The sequence below is a fragment of the Sulfuriferula sp. genome, from assembly GCF_054605375.1.
This window is the reverse complement of record NZ_JBTSEG010000001.1, coordinates 111,162-130,605: the sequence shown is the minus strand read 5'-3', so window position 1 is coordinate 130,605 and position 19,444 is coordinate 111,162. Positions and strand designations below refer to the sequence as shown.

At 53.7% G+C, this 19,444-nt stretch carries 22 protein-coding genes; 14 read left to right on the top strand and 8 right to left on the bottom strand.

The window, feature by feature from the left end; all coding sequences use genetic code 11:
- Window positions 1-651 carry a lytic transglycosylase domain-containing protein gene (locus tag ACYCZJ_RS00690; RefSeq protein WP_461552295.1) on the bottom strand — a complete coding sequence of 217 codons (651 nt, stop codon included), beginning with the start codon at window positions 649-651 and terminating at the stop codon, window positions 1-3.
- Window positions 648-2,348 (bottom strand): proline--tRNA ligase, encoded by a 1,701-nt coding sequence (locus ACYCZJ_RS00685; protein WP_461552294.1) that lies wholly within the window; start codon window positions 2,346-2,348, stop codon window positions 648-650. The genes ACYCZJ_RS00690 and ACYCZJ_RS00685 overlap by 4 nt, the downstream gene beginning before the upstream one ends.
- An 81-nt stretch (window positions 2,349-2,429) precedes the next feature.
- Between ACYCZJ_RS00685 and ACYCZJ_RS00680 the strand changes: the two genes are divergently transcribed.
- Together ACYCZJ_RS00680 and ACYCZJ_RS00675 are read left to right on the top strand one after the other, a co-directional pair.
- Window positions 2,430-3,209 carry a polyamine aminopropyltransferase gene (locus ACYCZJ_RS00680; RefSeq protein WP_461552293.1) on the top strand — a complete coding sequence of 260 codons (780 nt, stop codon included), beginning with the start codon at window positions 2,430-2,432 and terminating at the stop codon, window positions 3,207-3,209.
- Complete coding sequence (locus ACYCZJ_RS00675) at window positions 3,206-4,036, top strand: class I SAM-dependent methyltransferase (protein WP_461552292.1); 831 nt, start codon at window positions 3,206-3,208, stop codon at window positions 4,034-4,036. Before ACYCZJ_RS00680 ends, ACYCZJ_RS00675 begins: the two co-directional genes overlap by 4 nt.
- Window positions 4,037-4,141: 105 nt before the next feature.
- On the opposite strand, the gene pstS is transcribed toward ACYCZJ_RS00675, so the two are convergent.
- Window positions 4,142-5,182, bottom strand: coding sequence for a phosphate ABC transporter substrate-binding protein PstS (gene pstS, locus ACYCZJ_RS00670; RefSeq protein ID WP_461552291.1), 1,041 nt, complete (start codon window positions 5,180-5,182; stop codon window positions 4,142-4,144).
- A gap of 137 nt (window positions 5,183-5,319) precedes the next feature.
- Entirely contained in the window at window positions 5,320-5,751 is a 432-nt protein-coding gene (locus ACYCZJ_RS00665) for a hypothetical protein (RefSeq protein WP_461552290.1), read from the bottom strand.
- Window positions 5,752-5,962: 211 nt separating this feature from the next.
- Between ACYCZJ_RS00665 and ACYCZJ_RS00660 the strand changes: the two genes are divergently transcribed.
- From ACYCZJ_RS00660 to ACYCZJ_RS00630, 7 genes are all read left to right on the top strand, one after another.
- On the top strand, window positions 5,963-6,493 hold the full coding sequence (locus tag ACYCZJ_RS00660; protein ID WP_461552468.1) for an RNA pyrophosphohydrolase: 531 nt from the start codon (window positions 5,963-5,965) through the stop codon (window positions 6,491-6,493).
- A gap of 8 nt (window positions 6,494-6,501) precedes the next feature.
- A complete protein-coding gene (locus tag ACYCZJ_RS00655; protein WP_461552289.1) occupies window positions 6,502-7,116 on the top strand; it encodes a hypothetical protein in 615 nt (204 codons plus the stop codon).
- Window positions 7,117-7,211: 95 nt separating this feature from the next.
- Window positions 7,212-7,808: a CBS domain-containing protein gene (locus tag ACYCZJ_RS00650; protein ID WP_461552288.1), complete on the top strand. Its 597-nt coding sequence runs from the start codon at window positions 7,212-7,214 to the stop codon at window positions 7,806-7,808.
- Window positions 7,809-7,861: 53 nt separating this feature from the next.
- A complete protein-coding gene (locus ACYCZJ_RS00645) occupies window positions 7,862-8,224 on the top strand; it encodes a hypothetical protein (RefSeq protein WP_461552287.1) in 363 nt (120 codons plus the stop codon).
- Between the two features lie 213 nt (window positions 8,225-8,437).
- A complete protein-coding gene (apbC, locus tag ACYCZJ_RS00640) occupies window positions 8,438-9,526 on the top strand; it encodes an iron-sulfur cluster carrier protein ApbC (protein ID WP_461552286.1) in 1,089 nt (362 codons plus the stop codon).
- 18 nt (window positions 9,527-9,544) lie between these two features.
- Window positions 9,545-10,111: a dCTP deaminase gene (gene dcd / locus ACYCZJ_RS00635; protein WP_461552285.1), complete on the top strand. Its 567-nt coding sequence runs from the start codon at window positions 9,545-9,547 to the stop codon at window positions 10,109-10,111.
- 122 nt (window positions 10,112-10,233) lie between these two features.
- A complete protein-coding gene (locus tag ACYCZJ_RS00630) occupies window positions 10,234-12,474 on the top strand; it encodes an Orn/Lys/Arg family decarboxylase (RefSeq protein WP_461552284.1) in 2,241 nt (746 codons plus the stop codon).
- A gap of 33 nt (window positions 12,475-12,507) precedes the next feature.
- Here ACYCZJ_RS00630 and ACYCZJ_RS00625 read toward each other — a convergent pair whose 3' ends face one another.
- From ACYCZJ_RS00625 to ACYCZJ_RS00610, 4 genes are read right to left on the bottom strand one after another with little or no spacing between them, the layout of a single operon-like run.
- Window positions 12,508-13,245 (bottom strand): DUF3025 domain-containing protein, encoded by a 738-nt coding sequence (locus tag ACYCZJ_RS00625; RefSeq protein WP_461552283.1) that lies wholly within the window; start codon window positions 13,243-13,245, stop codon window positions 12,508-12,510.
- A gap of 52 nt (window positions 13,246-13,297) precedes the next feature.
- The gene (locus tag ACYCZJ_RS00620) at window positions 13,298-13,555 is read right to left on the bottom strand and encodes a SemiSWEET transporter (protein WP_461552282.1); all 258 of its coding nucleotides are present in this window, start codon (window positions 13,553-13,555) and stop codon (window positions 13,298-13,300) included.
- A 5-nt stretch (window positions 13,556-13,560) separates the two neighbouring features.
- Window positions 13,561-14,424 (bottom strand): tetratricopeptide repeat protein, encoded by an 864-nt coding sequence (locus ACYCZJ_RS00615; RefSeq protein WP_461552281.1) that lies wholly within the window; start codon window positions 14,422-14,424, stop codon window positions 13,561-13,563.
- A gap of 6 nt (window positions 14,425-14,430) precedes the next feature.
- A complete protein-coding gene (locus ACYCZJ_RS00610; protein WP_461552280.1) occupies window positions 14,431-14,649 on the bottom strand; it encodes a hypothetical protein in 219 nt (72 codons plus the stop codon).
- Between the two features lie 132 nt (window positions 14,650-14,781).
- On the opposite strand from ACYCZJ_RS00610, the gene ACYCZJ_RS00605 reads away from it, so the two are divergent.
- The 5 genes from ACYCZJ_RS00605 to ACYCZJ_RS00585 all read left to right on the top strand — a co-directional run bounded on the left by ACYCZJ_RS00605 (window position 14,782) and on the right by ACYCZJ_RS00585 (window position 19,441).
- Window positions 14,782-15,060, top strand: a complete 279-nt coding sequence (locus ACYCZJ_RS00605; RefSeq protein WP_461552467.1) for a DUF924 family protein — start codon at window positions 14,782-14,784, stop codon at window positions 15,058-15,060.
- A gap of 2 nt (window positions 15,061-15,062) precedes the next feature.
- Window positions 15,063-15,737: an ERCC4 domain-containing protein gene (locus ACYCZJ_RS00600; protein WP_461552279.1), complete on the top strand. Its 675-nt coding sequence runs from the start codon at window positions 15,063-15,065 to the stop codon at window positions 15,735-15,737.
- Entirely contained in the window at window positions 15,734-16,858 is a 1,125-nt protein-coding gene (locus ACYCZJ_RS00595; RefSeq protein WP_461552278.1) for an FIST signal transduction protein, read from the top strand. Before ACYCZJ_RS00600 ends, ACYCZJ_RS00595 begins: the two co-directional genes overlap by 4 nt.
- 12 nt (window positions 16,859-16,870) lie before the next feature.
- The gene (locus tag ACYCZJ_RS00590) at window positions 16,871-17,125 is read left to right on the top strand and encodes a hypothetical protein (RefSeq protein ID WP_461552277.1); all 255 of its coding nucleotides are present in this window, start codon (window positions 16,871-16,873) and stop codon (window positions 17,123-17,125) included.
- Window positions 17,126-17,248: 123 nt separating this feature from the next.
- On the top strand, window positions 17,249-19,441 hold the full coding sequence (locus ACYCZJ_RS00585) for a putative bifunctional diguanylate cyclase/phosphodiesterase (RefSeq protein WP_461552276.1): 2,193 nt from the start codon (window positions 17,249-17,251) through the stop codon (window positions 19,439-19,441).
- Window positions 19,442-19,444 lie beyond the last annotated feature (3 nt).

Here is a 19,444-nt window from a genome sequence, read left to right as displayed (position 1 = left end):
CTAACTATTGGGTGGAATAGGATTTTCCGCTGTTTTGGTGAGGGGGCGGAAGGTCCAGTGTTTTTTCCAGGCTGATAACACCATCGCGGGATAGCCCGGCTTACCCAGACTGCCGTTGTATCGACCCAGGGCGCGGTAGATATTGCCTTTTTCGATATTCAGATAGAGCCGCAGGATGTTGCAGCCATAGCGCAGATTGGTGCGTAATTGAAACAGGTCCTGATTGGGTGTGCCGATGGTTTTTACCCAGAACGGCATGACTTGCATGTAACCACGCGCTGAGGCGCTGGAAATGGCATATTTCTTGAAGCCGGATTCTACTTCTATCAGCCCCAGTACCATTTCAGGATCAAGGCCGGCACGGATGGCTTCGTAATAGACGGTATTCAGGAAATCTCTGCGTCGTTCCGGGTCCGGCATGCGTTTGCTGAGACGTTGCGACATTTCGGCCAGCCACGCCTGTCCATGCGGGTTGTCGAGAAAACTGACATTGGTAACAGGCGTATCTGCAACGGATTTGCCGAGCGCGGCGCGTACACTGGCCGACATCGGTTCATAAATCTGACCACCTGCATGCGCTGACAACACCACCAGAAGGGTGCTGGCAGCGATCAGGCTTTTACCAAAAATATTGATATTTTTCAAATTCATTTTGTCAGCAGTTGGGTTAAAAAACCGCCAATTTCGGTGACGGGGATTGTACGGGCAGCATCATCGCGCCTTCCCTGGTATTCAATCAGGCCGTCTTTCAGGCCGCGTTCACCAATCACCACGCGATGGGGAATGCCGATCAATTCCATGTCGGCAAACATTACACCCGGGCGCTCATTACGGTCATCCATTAATACATCAATACCTGCCATCAGCAATTCTCTATAGAGATTATCGGCAGTTTCGCGCACAACTTCACTTTTTTGATAGCCTACAGGCACGATTGCGAGCAAAAACGGTGCCATCGTTTCGGACAGCAGCATGCCACGCGCATCAAAATTTTGCTCGATAGCGGCAGCCACGATACGCGATACGCCGATACCATAGCAGCCCATCTCCACAAGCTGCGGTTTACCAGCCTCATCCAGATAAGTGCATCCCATGGCTTCCGAATATTTGCTGCGGAGCTGGAAAATATGCCCAACCTCGATGCCTCTGCAGATATCGAGTGTGCCTTTGCCGTCCGGACTGGGGTCACCCGCAGCTGCATTGCGGATGTCTGCTACCTCAGGTTCGGGCAGGTCGCGCCCGAAGTTGACCCCGGTCAAATGAAAGCCATCCTCATTGGCCCCGCACACGAAATCAGCCATCGCCAGCACTGAGCGATCGGCAATCACCGGGATATTCAATCCTGACGGACCAATCGAACCCGCGCTACAAGCCGCGACAGCCTGTATCTGGGCTTCGCTTGCGAAACGGATGTCCTGACCGATGAGTTTGGCGGCCTTAACCTCATTCAGTTGATGGTCACCGCGCAAAAGAAGAGCCACAGGGCCTTCCTTACCCTCTACGATGAGGGTTTTTACAGTTTGTGAGGGTGATGTTTTGAGAAAATCCGCGATTTCAGCGATGCTGTGCAGGCCTGGTGTCGGGATTTTTGACAGTGCCTGTGTTGCAGCAGGGCGTGTTATGGCTGGTGCAACTGCCTCGGCCAGTTCGACGTTGGCCGCATAATCCGAGCCCGGGTTATATGCGATGGCATCCTCGCCCGAATCCGCCAGCACATGGAATTCATGCGAGCCGGATCCGCCGATCGCGCCGGTATCGGCGGCCACCGCGCGGAATTTCAATCCGAGTCGGGTAAAAATGCGCGTGTAAGCTTCATGCATGGCCCGGTAAGTCTGTTCCAGGCTGGCAAAATCGGCATGAAAGGAATAGGCATCCTTCATCATGAACTCGCGTGCGCGCATCACACCAAAACGTGGGCGAATCTCGTCGCGGAATTTGGTTTGGATCTGGTAAAAGTTCAGCGGTAACTGTCGATAGCTTTTGATCTCGCGGCGTGCGATATCGGTAATGACTTCTTCGTGGGTAGGTCCAAAACAGAAATCCCGTTCATGCCTATCCCTGATTTTCAGCATCTGGGGGCCAAATACATCCCAGCGTCCGGTTTCCTGCCACAATTCAGCAGGCTGGACCGCTGGCATCAGCAATTCCATCGCCCCTGCCTTGTTCATTTCCTCGCGCACGATGGCCTCCACCTTGCGCAGGACGCGCAGACCCAGTGGCATCCAGGTATATAGCCCGGAGCCCAAGCGCTTGATGAAACCGGCACGCAGCATCAGACGATGGCTGACGAGCTCAGCTTCGGATGGCGCTTCTTTCAGGGTGGAGAGAAAAAATTGTGAGACGCGCATGGTGTAAGCTATCCAGTTGTTCGTAAAATGCTGGCAATTTTAACAGTTACGTCTGCGCTACAGTTTACAAATAGGATTTTCATGCGATTTTTCAAACGACGTATTCACAAGGCGGTATCCGATCTGGATACGGTCGAAATCAGTGAGCAGGATGGCGTGCGTTTTCTGCATCTGGGAAATGATACGGTGCAATCCGCCATGCGCCTGTCCGACCCGAATGGGCTGGAGCTGTCCTATACTCGTGCCATGCTGGGTTTTTTGCTGCTTGTGGCACCACCCGAGAACGTGTTGTTGCTTGGGCTGGGAGGCGGGTCGCTGGCGAAATTCCTGTACCAGCGATTACCTGAAACAAAACTGGTTGCCGTGGAAATCAATTCGCAGGTAATTACCGCTGCAAGAGGGTTTTTTCAGCTACCACCTGATGATGAACGCCTGCATGTGGTACACGGCGATGCATCCAGTTATATCGTTGAACATCTGGGCTGGGACGCTATTCTGCTGGATGGCTTTGATTCCGGCTGTCAGGTCGAATCCCTCGCTACCCAGGACTTCTATGACCACTGCGCGATGGCACTTACCCGGCAGGGTGTGCTGTCCGTTAATTTATGGGGCAGCGACCCCAGCTTCGAGGTTTATCTCAAACGGATCGAAACGGCTTTTGACGGACGTATCCTGTGTCTGCCCGCCGAACGGCGCGGCAATGTCATCGTGTTCGGCTTCGCCAGCAAACCGCGCCATGCCGAATGGGAAATGCTGCGCAATCGTGCTGCCCGGCTGGAAGCGCAGCTGGGGCTGGAATTCCCTGATTTTGTGGATGGATTGCGGATAATGAATGAGCATGACCACAAGGGGCTGGCATGAGCGATATGCACGAAATCAGGCCGGGACAGTCCATCGAACTGCTTAAAGAGCTGCATATCCTTACCCGCGACGGCAAGATGAATCAGGATAGCCGGCGCAAGCTCAAGCAGGTGTATCACTTGTACCAGTTCATCGAACCATTGCTGCAGGCCATCCGGCAAGATTATGCCGATATCCAGCTGGTTGATCATGGTGCCGGCAAGTCCTATCTGGGCTTTATTCTGTACGATCTGTTTTTCAAGACGCTGAATGGCGAATCACATATTTTCGGCATCGAAACCCGTGACGAGCTGGTGAAAAAGTCGCAGGAGCTGGCAACCCGGCTTGGTTTCTCGGGAATGAGCTTTCTCAATTTGTCTGTGGCCGAGTCCATTACCTCAGACTTGTTGCCGGCTAAAGTCGATATTGTAACGGCGCTGCATGCATGTAACACGGCTACCGACGATGCAATTCATTTTGCGTTAAAACGGCAGGCACAATTCATGGTGCTGGTGCCGTGTTGCCAGGCCGAAATCGCTTCGATGTTGAAGAAAAACAAAAGCAGAACACTGGCCAAAAATGTTCTTGCCGAAATTTGGCGACATCCCTTGCATACGCGTGAATTCGGTAGCCAGATCACCAATGTCCTGCGTTGTCTGCAGTTGGAGGCACACGGTTATCAGGTCAGTGTGACTGAGTTGGTGGGGTGGGAACACTCGATGAAAAATGAGCTGATTATAGCCAGCTATAAAGATCTGCCTCGCAAGCGTCCGGCAGAGCGATTGAATGAGGTATTGGAAACGCTGGGGCTGGAGGAAATGCGGGAGCGGTTTTTTACGGGACTCTAGTTTTTAAGCATGGACCAAAACAAAAGGGTGGCTTGCGCCACCCTTTTTTTAAACAGAATCAATATGTAAAACTGAAGGGGGTGATTGACCTCCCCAAGTTCAACCTTAAATACCCAATTCTTTTTTCCAGTAAGCCTCAATCAGGCTAACAGTACGCTTTGGCAACGGTACATAGGCCAGCTTTTCAGCATCTGCCTGGCCATGTTCGAGGAACCATTTGGCGAATTTCACTACTTTCTGATTTTCAGCCTTAGGATAGTCCTTGCGCATCAGGAAGTAGGTAGCGGCAGTAATCGGCCAGCTCGTTGCACCTGGCTGATTGGTCAGGATGAGATAGAAGTCGCTGACCTTGGAGAAGTCGGCATTGCCCGCAGCATCCTGGAAACTTTTCATGCTGGGCTCAACAATCTTGCCGTCAGCATTTTTCATGCGGGTGTAAGTCAGCTTGGTTTCCATGGTGTACGCATATTCCACATAACCAATGGAACCCGGGAGCTGTTTCACAAAACCAGCCACGCCTTCGTTACCTTTGCCGCCTACGCCGCCGGGCCAGGACACGGAGGTGTCGGAACCCACTTTTGCTTTCCACTCAGGGCTGACTTTGGACAGATAGTCGGTAAAGTTGAAGGTAGTGCCGGAACCGTCTGAACGATGCACGGTGGAAATCGCCATGTCAGGCAGTTTCATGCTGGGGTTGAGTGCGTGGATGGCCGGATCGTTCCATTTGGTGATCTTGCCCAGATAAATGTCTGCCAGCACGGAACCATCCAGTACCATCTGGCCGGGTTTCACGCCAGGCAAATTGACCACAGGGGTAATGGCAATAATCACCGCAGGAAATTGCGCCAGGCCGTCTTTGTTCAACTCGTCTGGGGTCAAAGGCTTGTCGCTGTCGGCAAAGGCCACGGTCTTGTTCTTGATTTGCTTGATGCCGCCACCAGACCCAATAGACTGGTAATTAACTTCGGTACCGGTTTCTTTTTTATATGCGGCTGCCCATTTTGACAACACTGGATAGATGGCGGTGCCACCTGCGCCGGTCAGCATGTCAGCTGCCGCAGCGACCTGGCTACCTAGAATCATGCTGGATGCAATAAAACCTATTGCGAGTGGTTGATATAAACGTTTGAGCGCTGCTGCTAGCATCGTGGACTCCTTAAAAATTGAAAACCAGGTAGTTGGAAATACCAAAACCACGATCAGTTTGAGCTATTTGTATGACAGTATTGTGACAATGAATCAGGTAACGCAACCCGCGCTTTGTGATTGATCAACTCACCGAATCATTTAATCAATCTGGTTTGTCCGGGTCTTTGCCGGTATTGCGTGTCCTTCGCGCCTTTGGCGGCAGCACGGGCTACCAACGGATCTTCATCCAGCCGGAGTAATGCGCGTTGTGTCTCGCTGGTGAGCGCATTCCGTGAGATGGCGTGACGTACATTGGGATCGCGATCATTGACACATTTCTCCACCATGGCTGGGGTGAGGTCGGGACGTTTGGCGATGCACAAGCGAATGACGTGATCCTGGTCTTCTATCAGCGCAGCGACTTCGTTCTGGCTCAGATCGGCGCGGCGGGCAAAGTAGCATTTGATGACCATCCACTGCTCATGCACCATGAAGAGACGGTACTGTGCAGGCAGTGATTCGGACAGTGCAAGATCCAGTCTTTCGGCTAACGGAAGTGCTTTGTAATGTTTTTCAAGATCATCCATGTTCGGATATGCGTGATGAATGTGTGGTAAAACCAGTATCGGGCAACTCAGTTAGGCCGTGCGCGGTGCAGCGTGGTTTTGCACAGCAATTCCTGACGCCGTATACACAGCTCCGGAAATAGGCGTTCAAGGGAATATATCTTGGCTTTCCAATGTTTCCGAACTGTGGAAAAATGGGCTCAATTGTAACGGATTAATTTTGGTGGCGGATATGATCGACAAGGAGGGGTATCGCCCCAATGTCGGCATCATTCTATGTAATTCCCGGAATGAGGTGTTTTGGGGCAAACGCATACGGCAACATTCCTGGCAGTTTCCGCAGGGTGGAATCAACCACGGCGAAACTCCGGAACAGGCCATGTACCGGGAACTGATGGAAGAAGTCGGCTTGGCGGCGCAATATGTACGGATCCTTGGGCGCACACGCGATTGGTTACGCTACGACGTGCCGAATCAGTGGGTGCGGCGTGACTGGCGCGGAAATTATCGTGGTCAGAAGCAGATATGGTTTTTGCTGCGCTTGACCGGGCGCGACTGTGATGTGTGCCTGCGCGCCTCCACGCATCCGGAATTCGATGCCTGGCGCTGGAATGATTACTGGACAGCGATGGAATCGGTCGTGGATTTCAAGCGTGAAGTATATCGCTCGGCGCTGACTGAATTGGAGCGTTATCTTGAGCGTGATGTGCCGCACAAACATGGCACGGCCAGGCTTTACGGCCAGATACATCACCACGAATAGGGGGTTGAATGCAAAAACTGTATGAATCTTTTGATCGCAGTGTGTACTACCTGCCGGGCACACACCCGGCAGTTTTTTTTCTGGCGGATAAAGAGGGTGGCGGCATACTCATCAATTCGCCGGTTTTTTCGCCGGAGATGCTGGCGCAGATCAATGCCATCATGCCGCTCAAATTCATTTTTTATCCCAGCCGTTTCGGTGCCAAGGATGTTGAAGCCTGGCGCAGTGCCTCGGCAGCACAAACCATGGCTTACGGTCACGAAGCCCTGCATATTTCAGGCAAGACAGATATCGTGCTGGAACGCGAAAACCGATTCTCGCGCACCATTGATTTTTTGCCCATGTCAGGGCGTACCGAGAGTAGTTGCGCATTGCGATGCAAAAACAAGCCCGGATTGATATTTTTCGGCCCAATATTGTCTCGTGGTGAATCGGGCTGGCCGACCGTGATTGCGCAACCCGATGATTATTCATTCGAAAATCGCCTGTTCGGCGCGCTGGGTTTGCAGGATGTGAAATTCGATTATGCCTTCACCGATGATTTCGATCCGCTGATCAGTCATTTCGGACCCGGGGCAGACACAGCCATTCAGAGCGAAATCGAACATGTATTGGCGGATTGAGGTTTTGCCTGCGAAGGCCTATATTGGTTCAGACCTGTCCGGTATCGACAGGGGATCAGGATAAACACGACAAAATCAGACTAAGGCGACAATACATGAGCGAGCTCTATCACATCCTTCCTTCCGGACATCTTGAGTCCGGCGCAACATTTCACAAGCCCGTGCAGAATCTGCCTGAGCGCGTCACTTTGAACAGCCCTGCGCTGGATGTGATGACCGATTTCAAGATTGTCACGGCATATACGATTTTCCCATTGGAAAGCATAGAAGAGGCGCAGCACAAGATGATTCACCGTGGTGTGCGCTTGCTGCTGGTCGTGGATGCAAAAAATACACTGTTGGGATTGGTAACTTCTACCGACTTGATGGGGGAGAAACCCATGCAGGTGATTCAGAATACCGGCTGTACACATGTGGAGGTGCTGGTACAGGACATCATGACCCCGGGCGACAAACTCGAAGTAATTTGCATGAATGACGTGGAGCGGGCCAGAGCAGGTGATGTGCTGGCAACACTGAAAGCGAGCGGGCGTCAGCATGCATTGGTGGTGGATCGGTCTGCGCCGGGGCTGCCGCAGAAGGTCCGCGGTATCCTGTCGCTGTCACGCCTGACCAGGCAACTGGGTGTTACTGTGCAGACAGCGGAAATAGCACGCACTTTTGCGGAGATTGAAACACATCTGGCGCACTGATGTGAAGTAGCGCTTCTGCACAGCGCGTAAACTTTATCCATGGGGATAAGTTCATGAAACCGGCACGTTTTACAAATCGAGCAGCACTCACTGCGCAAACTGCCAAGCCGGCGTTGCCGATGTGGAAAGTCGTGCCCACACGCGATGAAAATGGCAAAATGCTGACCGATTTCATGATGCTCCTACCCAAGCTTCGGCATCAGCCCAAAGACTATATTGAGCGCACCGTGCTGAGTATCGAGGCGGTGCTGGCTTGTTATCGAGAGGTGGTATTTGCCGATGTGAACTTGTCTATCAACGTGTTATGGGTATCGTTGCGGCATCGTTCCGGGGTAGTGCTGGAAATAGCGGGTGCCATTCGAAACCGTGTGCCTGAAGCTTTACTGGTGGGGCACTATACCGGGCGAGAGGCGTAAATTAGCGCAATGTGTTAATTTGATACTGGCATTCGATACGTCGTGGTGATTAAAAGTTGAATCTGTGACCGTAACCCATAAAAAACATGGTTTGTTGCTGGTCTAAAGTGAATAACCGGGGTTCTCCCCGGTTTTTGTTTTGGCATGCATGGATACAACAGGATAGATTGTTTAAAATTAGATATTTCGTGCACATCGAAGGAGTCAAGAGTAATGCCCATATCCGAGTTGCAAGTCCAGACCGCATTGAAAGAAGTGATCGACCCCAACACGCACAAGGACTTCATCACCAGCAAATCCGCGCGCAATATCAAGGTGGATGGTAGCGACGTGGCTCTGGATGTGGTGCTGGGGTATCCTGCCAAAAGCCAGATGGAAATCATTCGCAAGATGGTGGCTGACAAGCTGGGTACGCTGGCTGGTGCGGGGAAAATTACCGTTAATGTCAGCTACAAGATTGTTTCGCACAGTGTGCAGCGCGGTGTGAAACTCATCCCGGGCGTAAAAAACGTGATTGCCGTGGCCTCGGGAAAAGGCGGTGTGGGCAAATCCACCACAGCGGTTAATCTGGCGCTGGCGCTGGCGGCAGAAGGTGCCAGTGTCGGGATGCTGGATGCCGATATCTATGGGCCATCCCAGCCCACCATGCTGGGCATCGTCGGGCGTCCTGAATCGCGCGACGGCAAGACCCTGGAGCCGATGGAAGGCCACGGCCTGCAAGCCATGTCCATCGGTTTTCTGATTGATGCGGAAACCCCCATGGTATGGCGCGGCCCGATGGTCACCCAGGCGCTGGAACAATTGCTGAACGATACACGCTGGCGCGACCTCGATTATCTGGTGGTGGACTTGCCGCCAGGCACAGGCGATATCCAGCTGACATTAGCACAGCGGGTACCTGTTACCGGTGCAGTGATCGTTACCACGCCACAGGACATTGCCTTGATCGACGCGCGCAAGGGTTTGAAAATGTTTGAGAAAGTCGGTATCCCGATTCTCGGTATCGTGGAAAACATGAGTATTCACATTTGCAGCAATTGCGGACATGAGGAACATGTCTTTGGCGAAGGCGGCGGTGAGCGTATGTCGGCCGACTATGAAATCGAATTCCTCGGCGCGTTGCCGCTCGACATGCGTATTCGCAAAGAGGCGGATTCCGGCACGCCGACAGTGGTTGCCGCACCGGATAGCCGCATTGCCGAAATTTACCGCGACATTGCGCGGCGTGTGGCTGTGAAAGTGGCTGAACAGTCGCAGGATCACAGCAACGCCTTCCCCAAGATTGTCATTCAGAACACCTGAACGCCGGAATATATACAGATGAGCATCAAGTCAGACAAATGGATCCGCCGTATGGCGGAACAGCAGGGGATGATCGCGCCGTTCGAGCCCAATCAGGTACGCGAGGTAAACGGTCAGAAAATCGTTTCCTATGGTACCTCCAGCTATGGTTACGATATTCGCTGCTCGAATGAATTCAAGCTGTTTACCAATATCAATTCGACCATCGTGGATCCGAAGCATTTCGACTCGAATTCTTTCGTGGATGTGGTAGGTGATTCATGCATCATTCCGCCCAATTCATTCGCGCTGGCGCGTACCGTGGAATATTTCCGGATTCCGCGCAATGTGCTGACCATATGTCTGGGTAAATCCACTTATGCGCGTTGCGGCATCATCGTCAACGTCACCCCGTTCGAGCCTGAATGGGAAGGTTATGTCACGCTCGAATTCTCCAACACCACGCCACTGCCGGCGCGGATTTATGCCAATGAGGGCGTGGCGCAAGTGGTGTTCTTCGAGGCAGATGAGGAATGTGAAACCTCGTATCGTGATCGCGGAGGTAAATATCAGGGGCAGAGCGGCGTTACCTTGCCGAAAATATAGATTTGTATCATGTCAGGCGATAACGCCAAACCGTCAGGACAGCCTGTCACCATGCGCTGTGTTGGCGGTTTCATTGTTTATATCCGCGCTGTCCTTGTACAGTCGGCCATGAGGAGCCAGTAATGAAATTCCGTTTTCCCATCGTCATCATCGACGAGGATTTCCGTTCGGAGAACGCCAGCGGGCTGGGTGTGCGGGCGCTGGCCAAGGCGATTGAAGACGAAGGCACTGAAGTGCTGGGTGTTACCAGCTATGGTGATTTGTCCAGCTTTGCCCAGCAGCAGAGCCGTGCATCGTGCTTTATTCTGTCGATCGACGACGAAGAATTTTCTTCGCCCAATGCGGCCGATCAGGCCGTCGCCCAACTGCGAACTTTTGTGGAAGAAATCCGTTTCCGCAACAGTGAAATCCCTATTTTTCTGTATGGTGAAACGCGTACCTCGCGCCATATCCCCAACGACGTATTGAAGGAATTGCATGGTTTCATCCATATGTTCGAGGATACGCCGGAGTTCGTAGCGCGCCATATCCTGCGCGAGGCGAAAACCTATCTCGACGCATTGGCGCCGCCGTTCTTCCGTGCACTCACCCATTACGCTTCGGATGGCTCCTATTCCTGGCACTGCCCTGGTCATTCAGGGGGCGTTGCCTTCCTGAAAAGCCCGGTGGGGCAGATGTTTCACCAATTCTTCGGCGAAAACATGCTGCGCGCCGACGTGTGCAACGCGGTGGATGAACTTGGCCAATTACTGGATCACACTGGTCCGGTCGCGGCCTCAGAGCGCAATGCGGCACGTATTTTCAACGCCGATAACCTGTTTTTCGTGACTAACGGCACCTCCACATCCAACAAGATGGTGTGGCATTCGACCGTGGCGCCAGATGATATCGTGGTGGTGGATCGCAATTGTCATAAATCCATTTTGCACGCCATTACCATGACGGGTGCGATTCCGGTATTCCTGACGCCGACGCGGAATCACTACGGCATTATCGGCCCGATCCCGCTGTCCGAGTTCACGCCCGAAAATATCCAGAAAAAAATCGACGCCAATCCGTTTGCCCGCGCCGCCAAGGGCAAGCCCCGCATCCTTACCATTACCCAGAGCACTTACGATGGCGTGCTCTATAACGTAGAGACGATCAAGGCTTTACTCGACGGTCAGATCGATACGCTGCACTTTGATGAAGCCTGGTTGCCGCACGCTACTTTCCACGATTTTTATCAGGGCATGCACGCCATTGGCAAAGACCGGCCGCGTTGCAAGGAATCCATGATTTTTGCCACGCAATCCACCCACAAGATGCTGGCCGGATTGTCGCAGGCTTCGCAAATCCTGATTCAGGACTCCGAGACGCGTACGCTGGATCGGGATATCTTCAACGAAGCCTATCTGATGCATACATCCACCAGCCCGCAATACGCCATCATTGCCTCCTGCGACGTATCGGCATCAATGATGGAGCCGCCGGGAGGTACTGCGCTGGTGGAGGAATCCATTATGGAAGCGCTGGATTTCCGTCGCGCCATGCGCAAGGTGGCCAACGAATTCGGCGATTCATGGTGGTTCAAAGTATGGGGACCGGAACACCTGGCCGAGGAAGGGATGGGGGAACGCGACGACTGGATTCTGCGTGCCAATGAACGCTGGCATGGCTTTGGCGACCTCGCTTCGGGCTTCAATATGCTTGACCCGATCAAATCCACCATCATCACCCCCGGTCTCGATGTGGACGGCGATTTTGCCGACTCCGGCATGCCTGCCGCCATCGTGACCAAATACCTTGCCGAGCATGGCGTGATCGTGGAAAAAACAGGTCTTTATTCGTTTTTCATCATGTTTACCATCGGCATTACCAAGGGCCGCTGGAATACCATGTTGACTGCTTTGCAGCAGTTCAAGGATGATTACGACCGCAATCAGCCGTTGTGGCGCGTGTTGCCTGAATTCATCGCCAAATATCCGCGTTATGAGCGCATGGGTTTGAAGGATTTATGCGACGCCATTCACGGTATCTATAAGGCCAACGATATCGCTCGTCTCACCACCGAGATGTATCTTTCCAATATGGAACCGGCCATGAAGCCGAGCGACGCATTTGCAAGAATGGCACACCGTGAAATCGACCGGGTGGAAATCGACAAACTCGAAGGCCGCATTACCAGCGTATTGCTGACCCCCTATCCACCGGGTATTCCCTTGCTGATTCCGGGCGAACGCTTCAATGCCACCATCGTGCGCTACCTCAAATTTGCACGCGACTTCAACGAACGCTTCCCGGGTTTCGAGACCGATATTCACGGGCTGGTGAAGGGAGAAACGGACGGCAAGCCGGTTTATTATGTGGATTGTGTGCGCTAGCATCGAGCACAATCGGTGCTGGTGCAATAGAGATTAAATAACACGCATGGAGCGGAAAATCCGGGTATTGGCGTAAAAGCCAGGAAGCTCGCTGGCAGGGGTTACACCAGGAATACCCAGTAGTGGCAATGGTGGAAATTGTGCTGGTGTTTGCGGTGGAGTTGCCAATAGCTGTCGCGCCAGCATGGCGTCCAGTTGCAGGCGTTGCTGTGCGGTATCCCGCGCAAAAAATTCATTCGGAACCAAAATAGGTACGCATTTGCCCGTCATCGACGGATAGGGTGTCAGCGTTTTTTCATGAAGCGCATGGCCGATCAGGTAAAAGCGCATGTTGGCGCGCACGGCTGCACGTTGCCGGACAAACAAGTCGTGCCAGTCTGCATGTGCCAGGCGATTCCACAAAGCGGGTTCGGAATAAGCTACGACCACACCACTTTCGTCGAGCAGGGTAAGGGCATCGCGCGGTCGGCTGCGTATGGATGATCCCCCGGTGCGGATATGCAATGTATTGAGCGCGGCCTTGGTGTTGGGCCAGTTGAGCCATACCAAAGCGTTGAAGAAATCGTGCCAATTGTGACTGCGTGTGGCTACCGTGCCAAGGCTATAAATAGCCGTTTCATAAGCCAGCGCCGGGTTGGTGTGATTGCCGGATTCGAAGTGAATAGCCTGGCCATTGGTGTTGACCACGCCGCGTTCGGCAGCGCAACGGGAGAGTGTGGTGGTATCCGGCCAGCATGACGCCGTAGTCAGTGTGCCTGGCAGCGGCAGCAAAGACTCAAATAGTGGTGAATGCGCTGGCCAGTTGGATAGCCAGGTGTGGGCGTTATTTTCGATAGCGATATTTCAATATCAGGATGACCAGCGCCAGCATCATGGTGACTGCATTGGCCAGCATGACGGGCAGGGATGCGATCTGAATGCCGTATATCATCCATAGGGCTACGCCGACAGTAAAAATCAGGAACATGCTGACGGAAATATCATCGGCTTTTTTGCTGCGCCATATCTTGATCACCTGCGGGATAAAGGCGACCGTGGTGAGCGTCCCTGCCACCAAGCCGATCCAGTCATGCAGGAACATGTTGGTCAGTGAAGTGCGTTGACGAGTTGAGGGCGGTATTGCGTAGTGAGCGGATGCGTGGCACCCAGCATGTCAAACAGGCTGACCAGACCACGGCGACCGATATCCTGACGAAAACCACGGTCACGACGGACGATTTCCAAAAGTTCGGCCATGGCTGAATCCATGTCATCCGCTACCAGAAATACAGCGGCAAGCTGGTAGCGTGCTTCCAGATCGTTGGCGTCCTGCGTTATACGCTGTTTTAGCTCGGCAGGTGGCAATGCGGAATGGGCGGCCAGAATGAAATCGAGATGGGTGATCAAGCGGCTGATTTCCGCATCTTCGCGCAAGGCGGGTGATAGCGCGGTGAGCAGGTCGTGAGCTTGCTGCATTTCGCCGCCGGCCATGAGCAGTTTTGCCAGATCAGCGGGAATGCGCGGGTTTTCGGGATCGGTCAGGGCTGCCTCGACCAGCAATAGGCGTGCCGTTTGGGCATCGCCATGCTGCTGGCTGGTGAGCGCACGTACGTGGAGCGCATCGCTGTCGCGCGCGATGAAACGATCCAGTACCTTGCGGAATTCCGCATCCGGATCGGCACCGTGGATGGTGTGGACAATCTGGCCGTGACGGAAAAATTTCACGGTAGGCACGCTGGTCACGTTGTATTCGCGAGCAATAGGGCCAAGCTCGTCGGTATTGACCATCACCAGCAGGAATTTGCCGTTATATTCGGTGGCAAGCTTGATCAGACGCGGCATCAGCAGCATGCAGGGCCCGGCTTTAGGGGTCCAGAAATGCACCATGACCGGCCCCTTGTCCGAATTTCCCAGCACCAACTGAGGAAAATTATCCCGGCTGGCATCCAATACAAAACGAGAGTCTGCCATCTGCGCCTACACCCGTTTCAACACGACGCCATTATTGAGCCAGTGCGCCCATTGCCCATGGTGGGAAACGTCCACATTTGCTGATTTGGCCATCTGTTGCAGATAGGTTTGCAGCGCCTGCAATAATTCGGAATCCATCAATTGAGGATTGTCGGGCAGTGCAGCGTGCAGCGTGAGATAAACGAGCTTGAGTTCATCGAGGTCGTAGTGATCGAGTGATTTCATGATGGCCGGAAACGAATGAGACGAGAGCAATAGCCTACCACCAGGCAGGGTGGTATGGGTACCTGATTCGCGTCAATATGAGTGCGGCATCTCAAAGCGAATGCGGATTTGATCATCCCTTACAAATTAGGGATGGGGTTGATCCGACTTGTTCAACACAGCCCTATCACGCACACTGGATCATCATTCCATAAGTTTGGATCGCTGCATGATACTGAAGATATGACTGAGGTGGTACGCTATGCACACCGGCATCATGAGGTGATCGCCCGATTTGGACGCTTTCCACATCGCAATGCCATTGTTGGGCCGCTCCAGCAGTGCCGACGAGTTGGTTTTTTTACAGCAGCCAGGATATTCCTTTTGACATTTTATAGTGACATTATCTTCAAACAACATGGTCACAATTGATTATGAGCGACACATCCGTTTCCATCTCATTCCATCCGCGCGAAGAAAACGGCCCGGTTCTCAAACACTGGCAGACCTTTCCCGGTAATTTCAGGGGATTGGTAACAAATGCTACTGAAATGGACTGTGGCGACTACGATCTGGAGGGAGGCGTGGTCGTGGAGCGCAAGTCAGCTACCGATTTCAGCTTGGCAATTATGGATAACCGACTGTTTGGCGAAGTAGGCAAGCTCAAGTCCAGCTTTGATCAACCGATATTTATCATAGAGGGTGATCTGTACGGCGGGCGTTTTCATACCGATCCCCTGGTGATTCGCGAGGCGATTGCCTGGCTCACCGTGGGAGAAGGCGTGCCGCTGGTGCCTAGCCCGGGTGCCGAGTTCAGCGCTGAGCTGATGTATACGATGGCGAGCCAGGCGCAGCACGGTATTGGCCACCCGATTGTAATGCGTAGCGGCAAGCCGTTCGACCCGATGAATGGCCAGCGCTATCTGGTAGAGGGGCTACCGGGTATCAACGAAGGTATGGCGCGCACATTGCTCGATCACTTTGGCAGCGCGGCAGCCGTGTTTGCCGCCAGTGTAGATGACCTGGCCGGGGTGACAGGCATCACGCCGCAGGCGGCCGGGCGGATGCGCAAGGTGCTTGACGCGCGCTGGCCTGGGGGGCGTGCATGAACAATAGTCCATTCCGTTTCGCCCATTCCGGTCTCGGGCAATGGATGGAAGCAGCTGAAGCATGTTTGCGTGGATTGCAGCCGGTGCCGGTAGCTGCCAATCTGGGGTTTGTGTATGTAACTGATTTGTATGCCAATCGGTTGCCGGAGATTGTTGACTACTTGCGAGTACATAGCGGTGTGCCGCATTGGGTGGGATCGGTGGGTGTTGGCGTATGCGCCACCGCACAGGAATATCTGGATGAATCGGCTATTGCGGTAATGCTGGGCGAGTTTCCCGAAGAGGGTTTTCGCGTGTTTGGCAATGTGACTGAACTCGCGCAGCTTGATGGGCAAGCGGGCGGCTTCGAAGTCGGTGGGCGCGCTGCGCATTATGCATTGGTGCATGGTGATGCGCGCAACGCCGAGGTGCCGGATATTATCGAAGCGCTGGCGGCACGGATGCAGAGCGGCTTTGTCACCGGCGGTATTACCAGCTCGCGGTTTCAGTCGCAACAGGTGGCGGATGATGTCGTACATGGCGGTTTGTCGGGCGTGATGTTTGGCGCACAAGTCCCGGTGATGACGCGTCTCACGCAAGGCGTTACGCCGATCGCCGCACCGCATCAGGTGACTGCCAGCCAGGAAAATATACTGATCTCGCTGGATGGCCGTCCGGCGCTGGATGTGCTGAATGAAGATATCGGCGAAATCCTGGCGCGAGACTTGAGCCGTGCAGCCGGTTATATTTTTGCTGCGCTTACGGTTTCCGGCTCGGATACGCGCGATTACCTGGTCCGTAACCTGATTGGCGCCGACACGAATGAGCGTCTTGTTGCGATCAGCGAGGTGGTGCCAGCCCAGGGTGAAGTGGTATTTTGTCGTCGTGACGCCAGCGCGGCACGTGAGGATATGTTGCGCATGCTCGGTGACATTAAGCAGGCATTGACTGCACCACCGCGCGGTGCAGTGTATTATTCCTGTCTGGGGCGGGGTGAAGGTTTGTTCGGTGCTGATTCGGTTGAGTTGAAGCTGATCAGTGAGGTGCTGGGTGAATTCCCCTTGGTGGGGTTTTTCGCCAATGGCGAGATTTCGCATGATCGCCTGTATGGTTATACAGGTGTGCTGACATTATTTTTATAAAGAGGGGATTATATGTTGAACACGCAAAACCATCAGGAAGCTGCCATGATGCGCGATGAGGTGGAAATACTCATGCGCGAGCGCGATTCCCTGCTGCGGGTGACCGGCGCCGCAGCTGTATTCGTAGCCGAGATCGACAGTGCCAGCCTGGCAGCAGAAACCCTGCAAGCGGCTGAAATGCTGGCAGAAAGCCTCAATCTCCTGTCTGAAGATACCTTGCGCGAATCGCTGGAGGCGGTTAAGGCGCATATTGATGCGGTAGCGTAACGGCTTGTATTAGCCAACTGCTACCGTATCGTCGACGCACTATCCATGTACCCGGCTGTGCCCGTTCAGGGCATGTGACAAGACATGCAAAAATTCCGGATACCCTCTGGACTTGTTCCCGATATGCGCTGGTTAGCCGAGCCACTGGCTCTGGCTGGGGCCTATGTTTTAATTGCGCGCTTTGGCCTCTGGATGGCAGCGTACATGCATCCCGGCATCAGCGTAATCTGGCCTGCCAGCGGGTTGGCGTTGGCTGCACTGGCGTTATTTGGCCGGCGTTTATGGCCTGGTATTTTGTTGGGTGCGTTCATCGCCAACTGGATCGATCTGGATTGGCCCGTCGCTCTGTTCATGGCGGCAGGAAGTACCCTGGAAGCCGTTCTGGCAGTTTGGTTGCTCAACCGCTTTGACAAATTCCAATCCAATCTGGAACGCGTGCACGATGTGATCAAACTGGCTTTGTTCGCTGCGCCGATCGCCTCTCTGGTGGGCGCTGCGGCAGGCGTGGCTACGCTCGCCCTGTATGGTCAGTTGCCAGAAGCGCGATTGATGCAGGCTGGATGGAGCTGGTGGCTTGGCGACATTATCGGTTTTCTGTTGTTTGCACCTCCGATCATGGTGGGTTGGCACGCCTGGCATTCGGGTAATCGTTCTGCCCCGGCTCTGGAATTTTGGACTGTACTGGCGTTGATGCTGGTATTGACCAGCTTGCCAATTGTGGGTCTGGATATCCTTCCCGGCCTGAACGGCGGCCACTACCTGCTGTTTGTTTTTGTGATCTGGGCAGCATTGCGCCTGGGGTTGCCTGCTACTACGCTGGTGACGCTGTGTGCGGCTGCACTGGCCATTGTGCCTGCCCTGATGAGCAATGGCGCATTAGTCGACTTCATTGCCTACCCGTTATTAGTGAACCTGCAAGTCATGTTGATCATGATTGTATTGTCCGGCCTGCTGGTGGCGGCGGCAATTGCCGAACGCAAGCTTACCGAGTGGCGCCTGGATCAACTGGCACGCTTCGATCCCTTGACAGGACTCGCCAATCGCGCGGCATTTCAGGAATATCTCGACCGCGTCACGGCCCATGCCCAGCGCCATGGCGGTAATGTGGCGCTGCTTTATCTCGATCTCGACCACTTCAAGAATATTAATGACACGCTCGGCCATCAGACTGGCGACGAGCTGTTACGGATTGTGGCGGCGCGCATCAAGGCTGGCGTGCGTAAAGAGGACTACGTTGCCCGCTTGGGCGGAGACGAGTTCACCGTGCTGGTGGTCGGCAATCAAGCTGCCCGCGCTGCCGCTTCGGTTGCACAAAAAATACTGGAAACGCTGAACGAACCGATCAATCTGCTCGGACGGGATTACATCATGTCTGCCAGCATAGGCATCAGCGCGTTGCGTGGTTCGGTCACCACTACGGGTGGTACGACTGTTCTGGATGATGCTCAGGAGCTAATGCGCCAGGCTGATACTGCCATGTACCGTGCCAAGCGGCAGCATGGCGGGTTTCTGTATTTCAATTCGAGCATGAATGTCGCCGGTAAACGCCAATTGTCGCTGGAAAGCGGTTTGCGTCGCGCGCTGGAGCAAAATGAATTTGAAATGCATTACCAGCCTAAAATTCACCTTGCCAAGGATCATATTACCGGGGTTGAAGCCCTGCTGTGCTGGCGTCATCCGCATAGCGGAATCATCGGGCCGGATCGGTTCATTGCCGATATCGAAGCCACCAATCTGATCGAGCCTGTAGGGGAATGGGCGCTGCGAGAGGCCTGTCAGCAGATGACGGCATGGTGTCGAGCAGGGCTGGACGGACAGCGTGTGGCGGTGAATCTTTCCGCGCGCCAGTTTGCGCAACCTGATCTGTTGCTGGTATTGGATCAGATACTGCAGGAAACCGGTTTGCCGGCCAGTAAACTGGAGCTGGAAATCAGCGAAACCACTGCCATGGGGGATGCCGCGCAGACGCTTAAAGTCCTGACGGCATTGAAACAGCGCGGTGTGTATTTATGTATTGAAAGTTTTGGTACTGGTTATTCCAGCGTGAGCTATCTCAAGCGTTTCCCGATTGACTCGATCAAAATAGACCAGTCCTTTGTTCATGATCTGGAAAGTGATCATGATGCCGCTACCATCGTTTCGGCCATCATCCAACTTGCCCATAGTATGGGCATCAGCGTTATCGCTGAAGGTGTGGAGACGACCGGGCAACGCGATTTTCTGGCGCGGCATGGTTGTGATGAGATTCAGGGATTCTTGTACAGCATGCCGCTGCCTGCCGAGGATTACGCTGAATTATTCGGTCAGCATGCCTAGCTG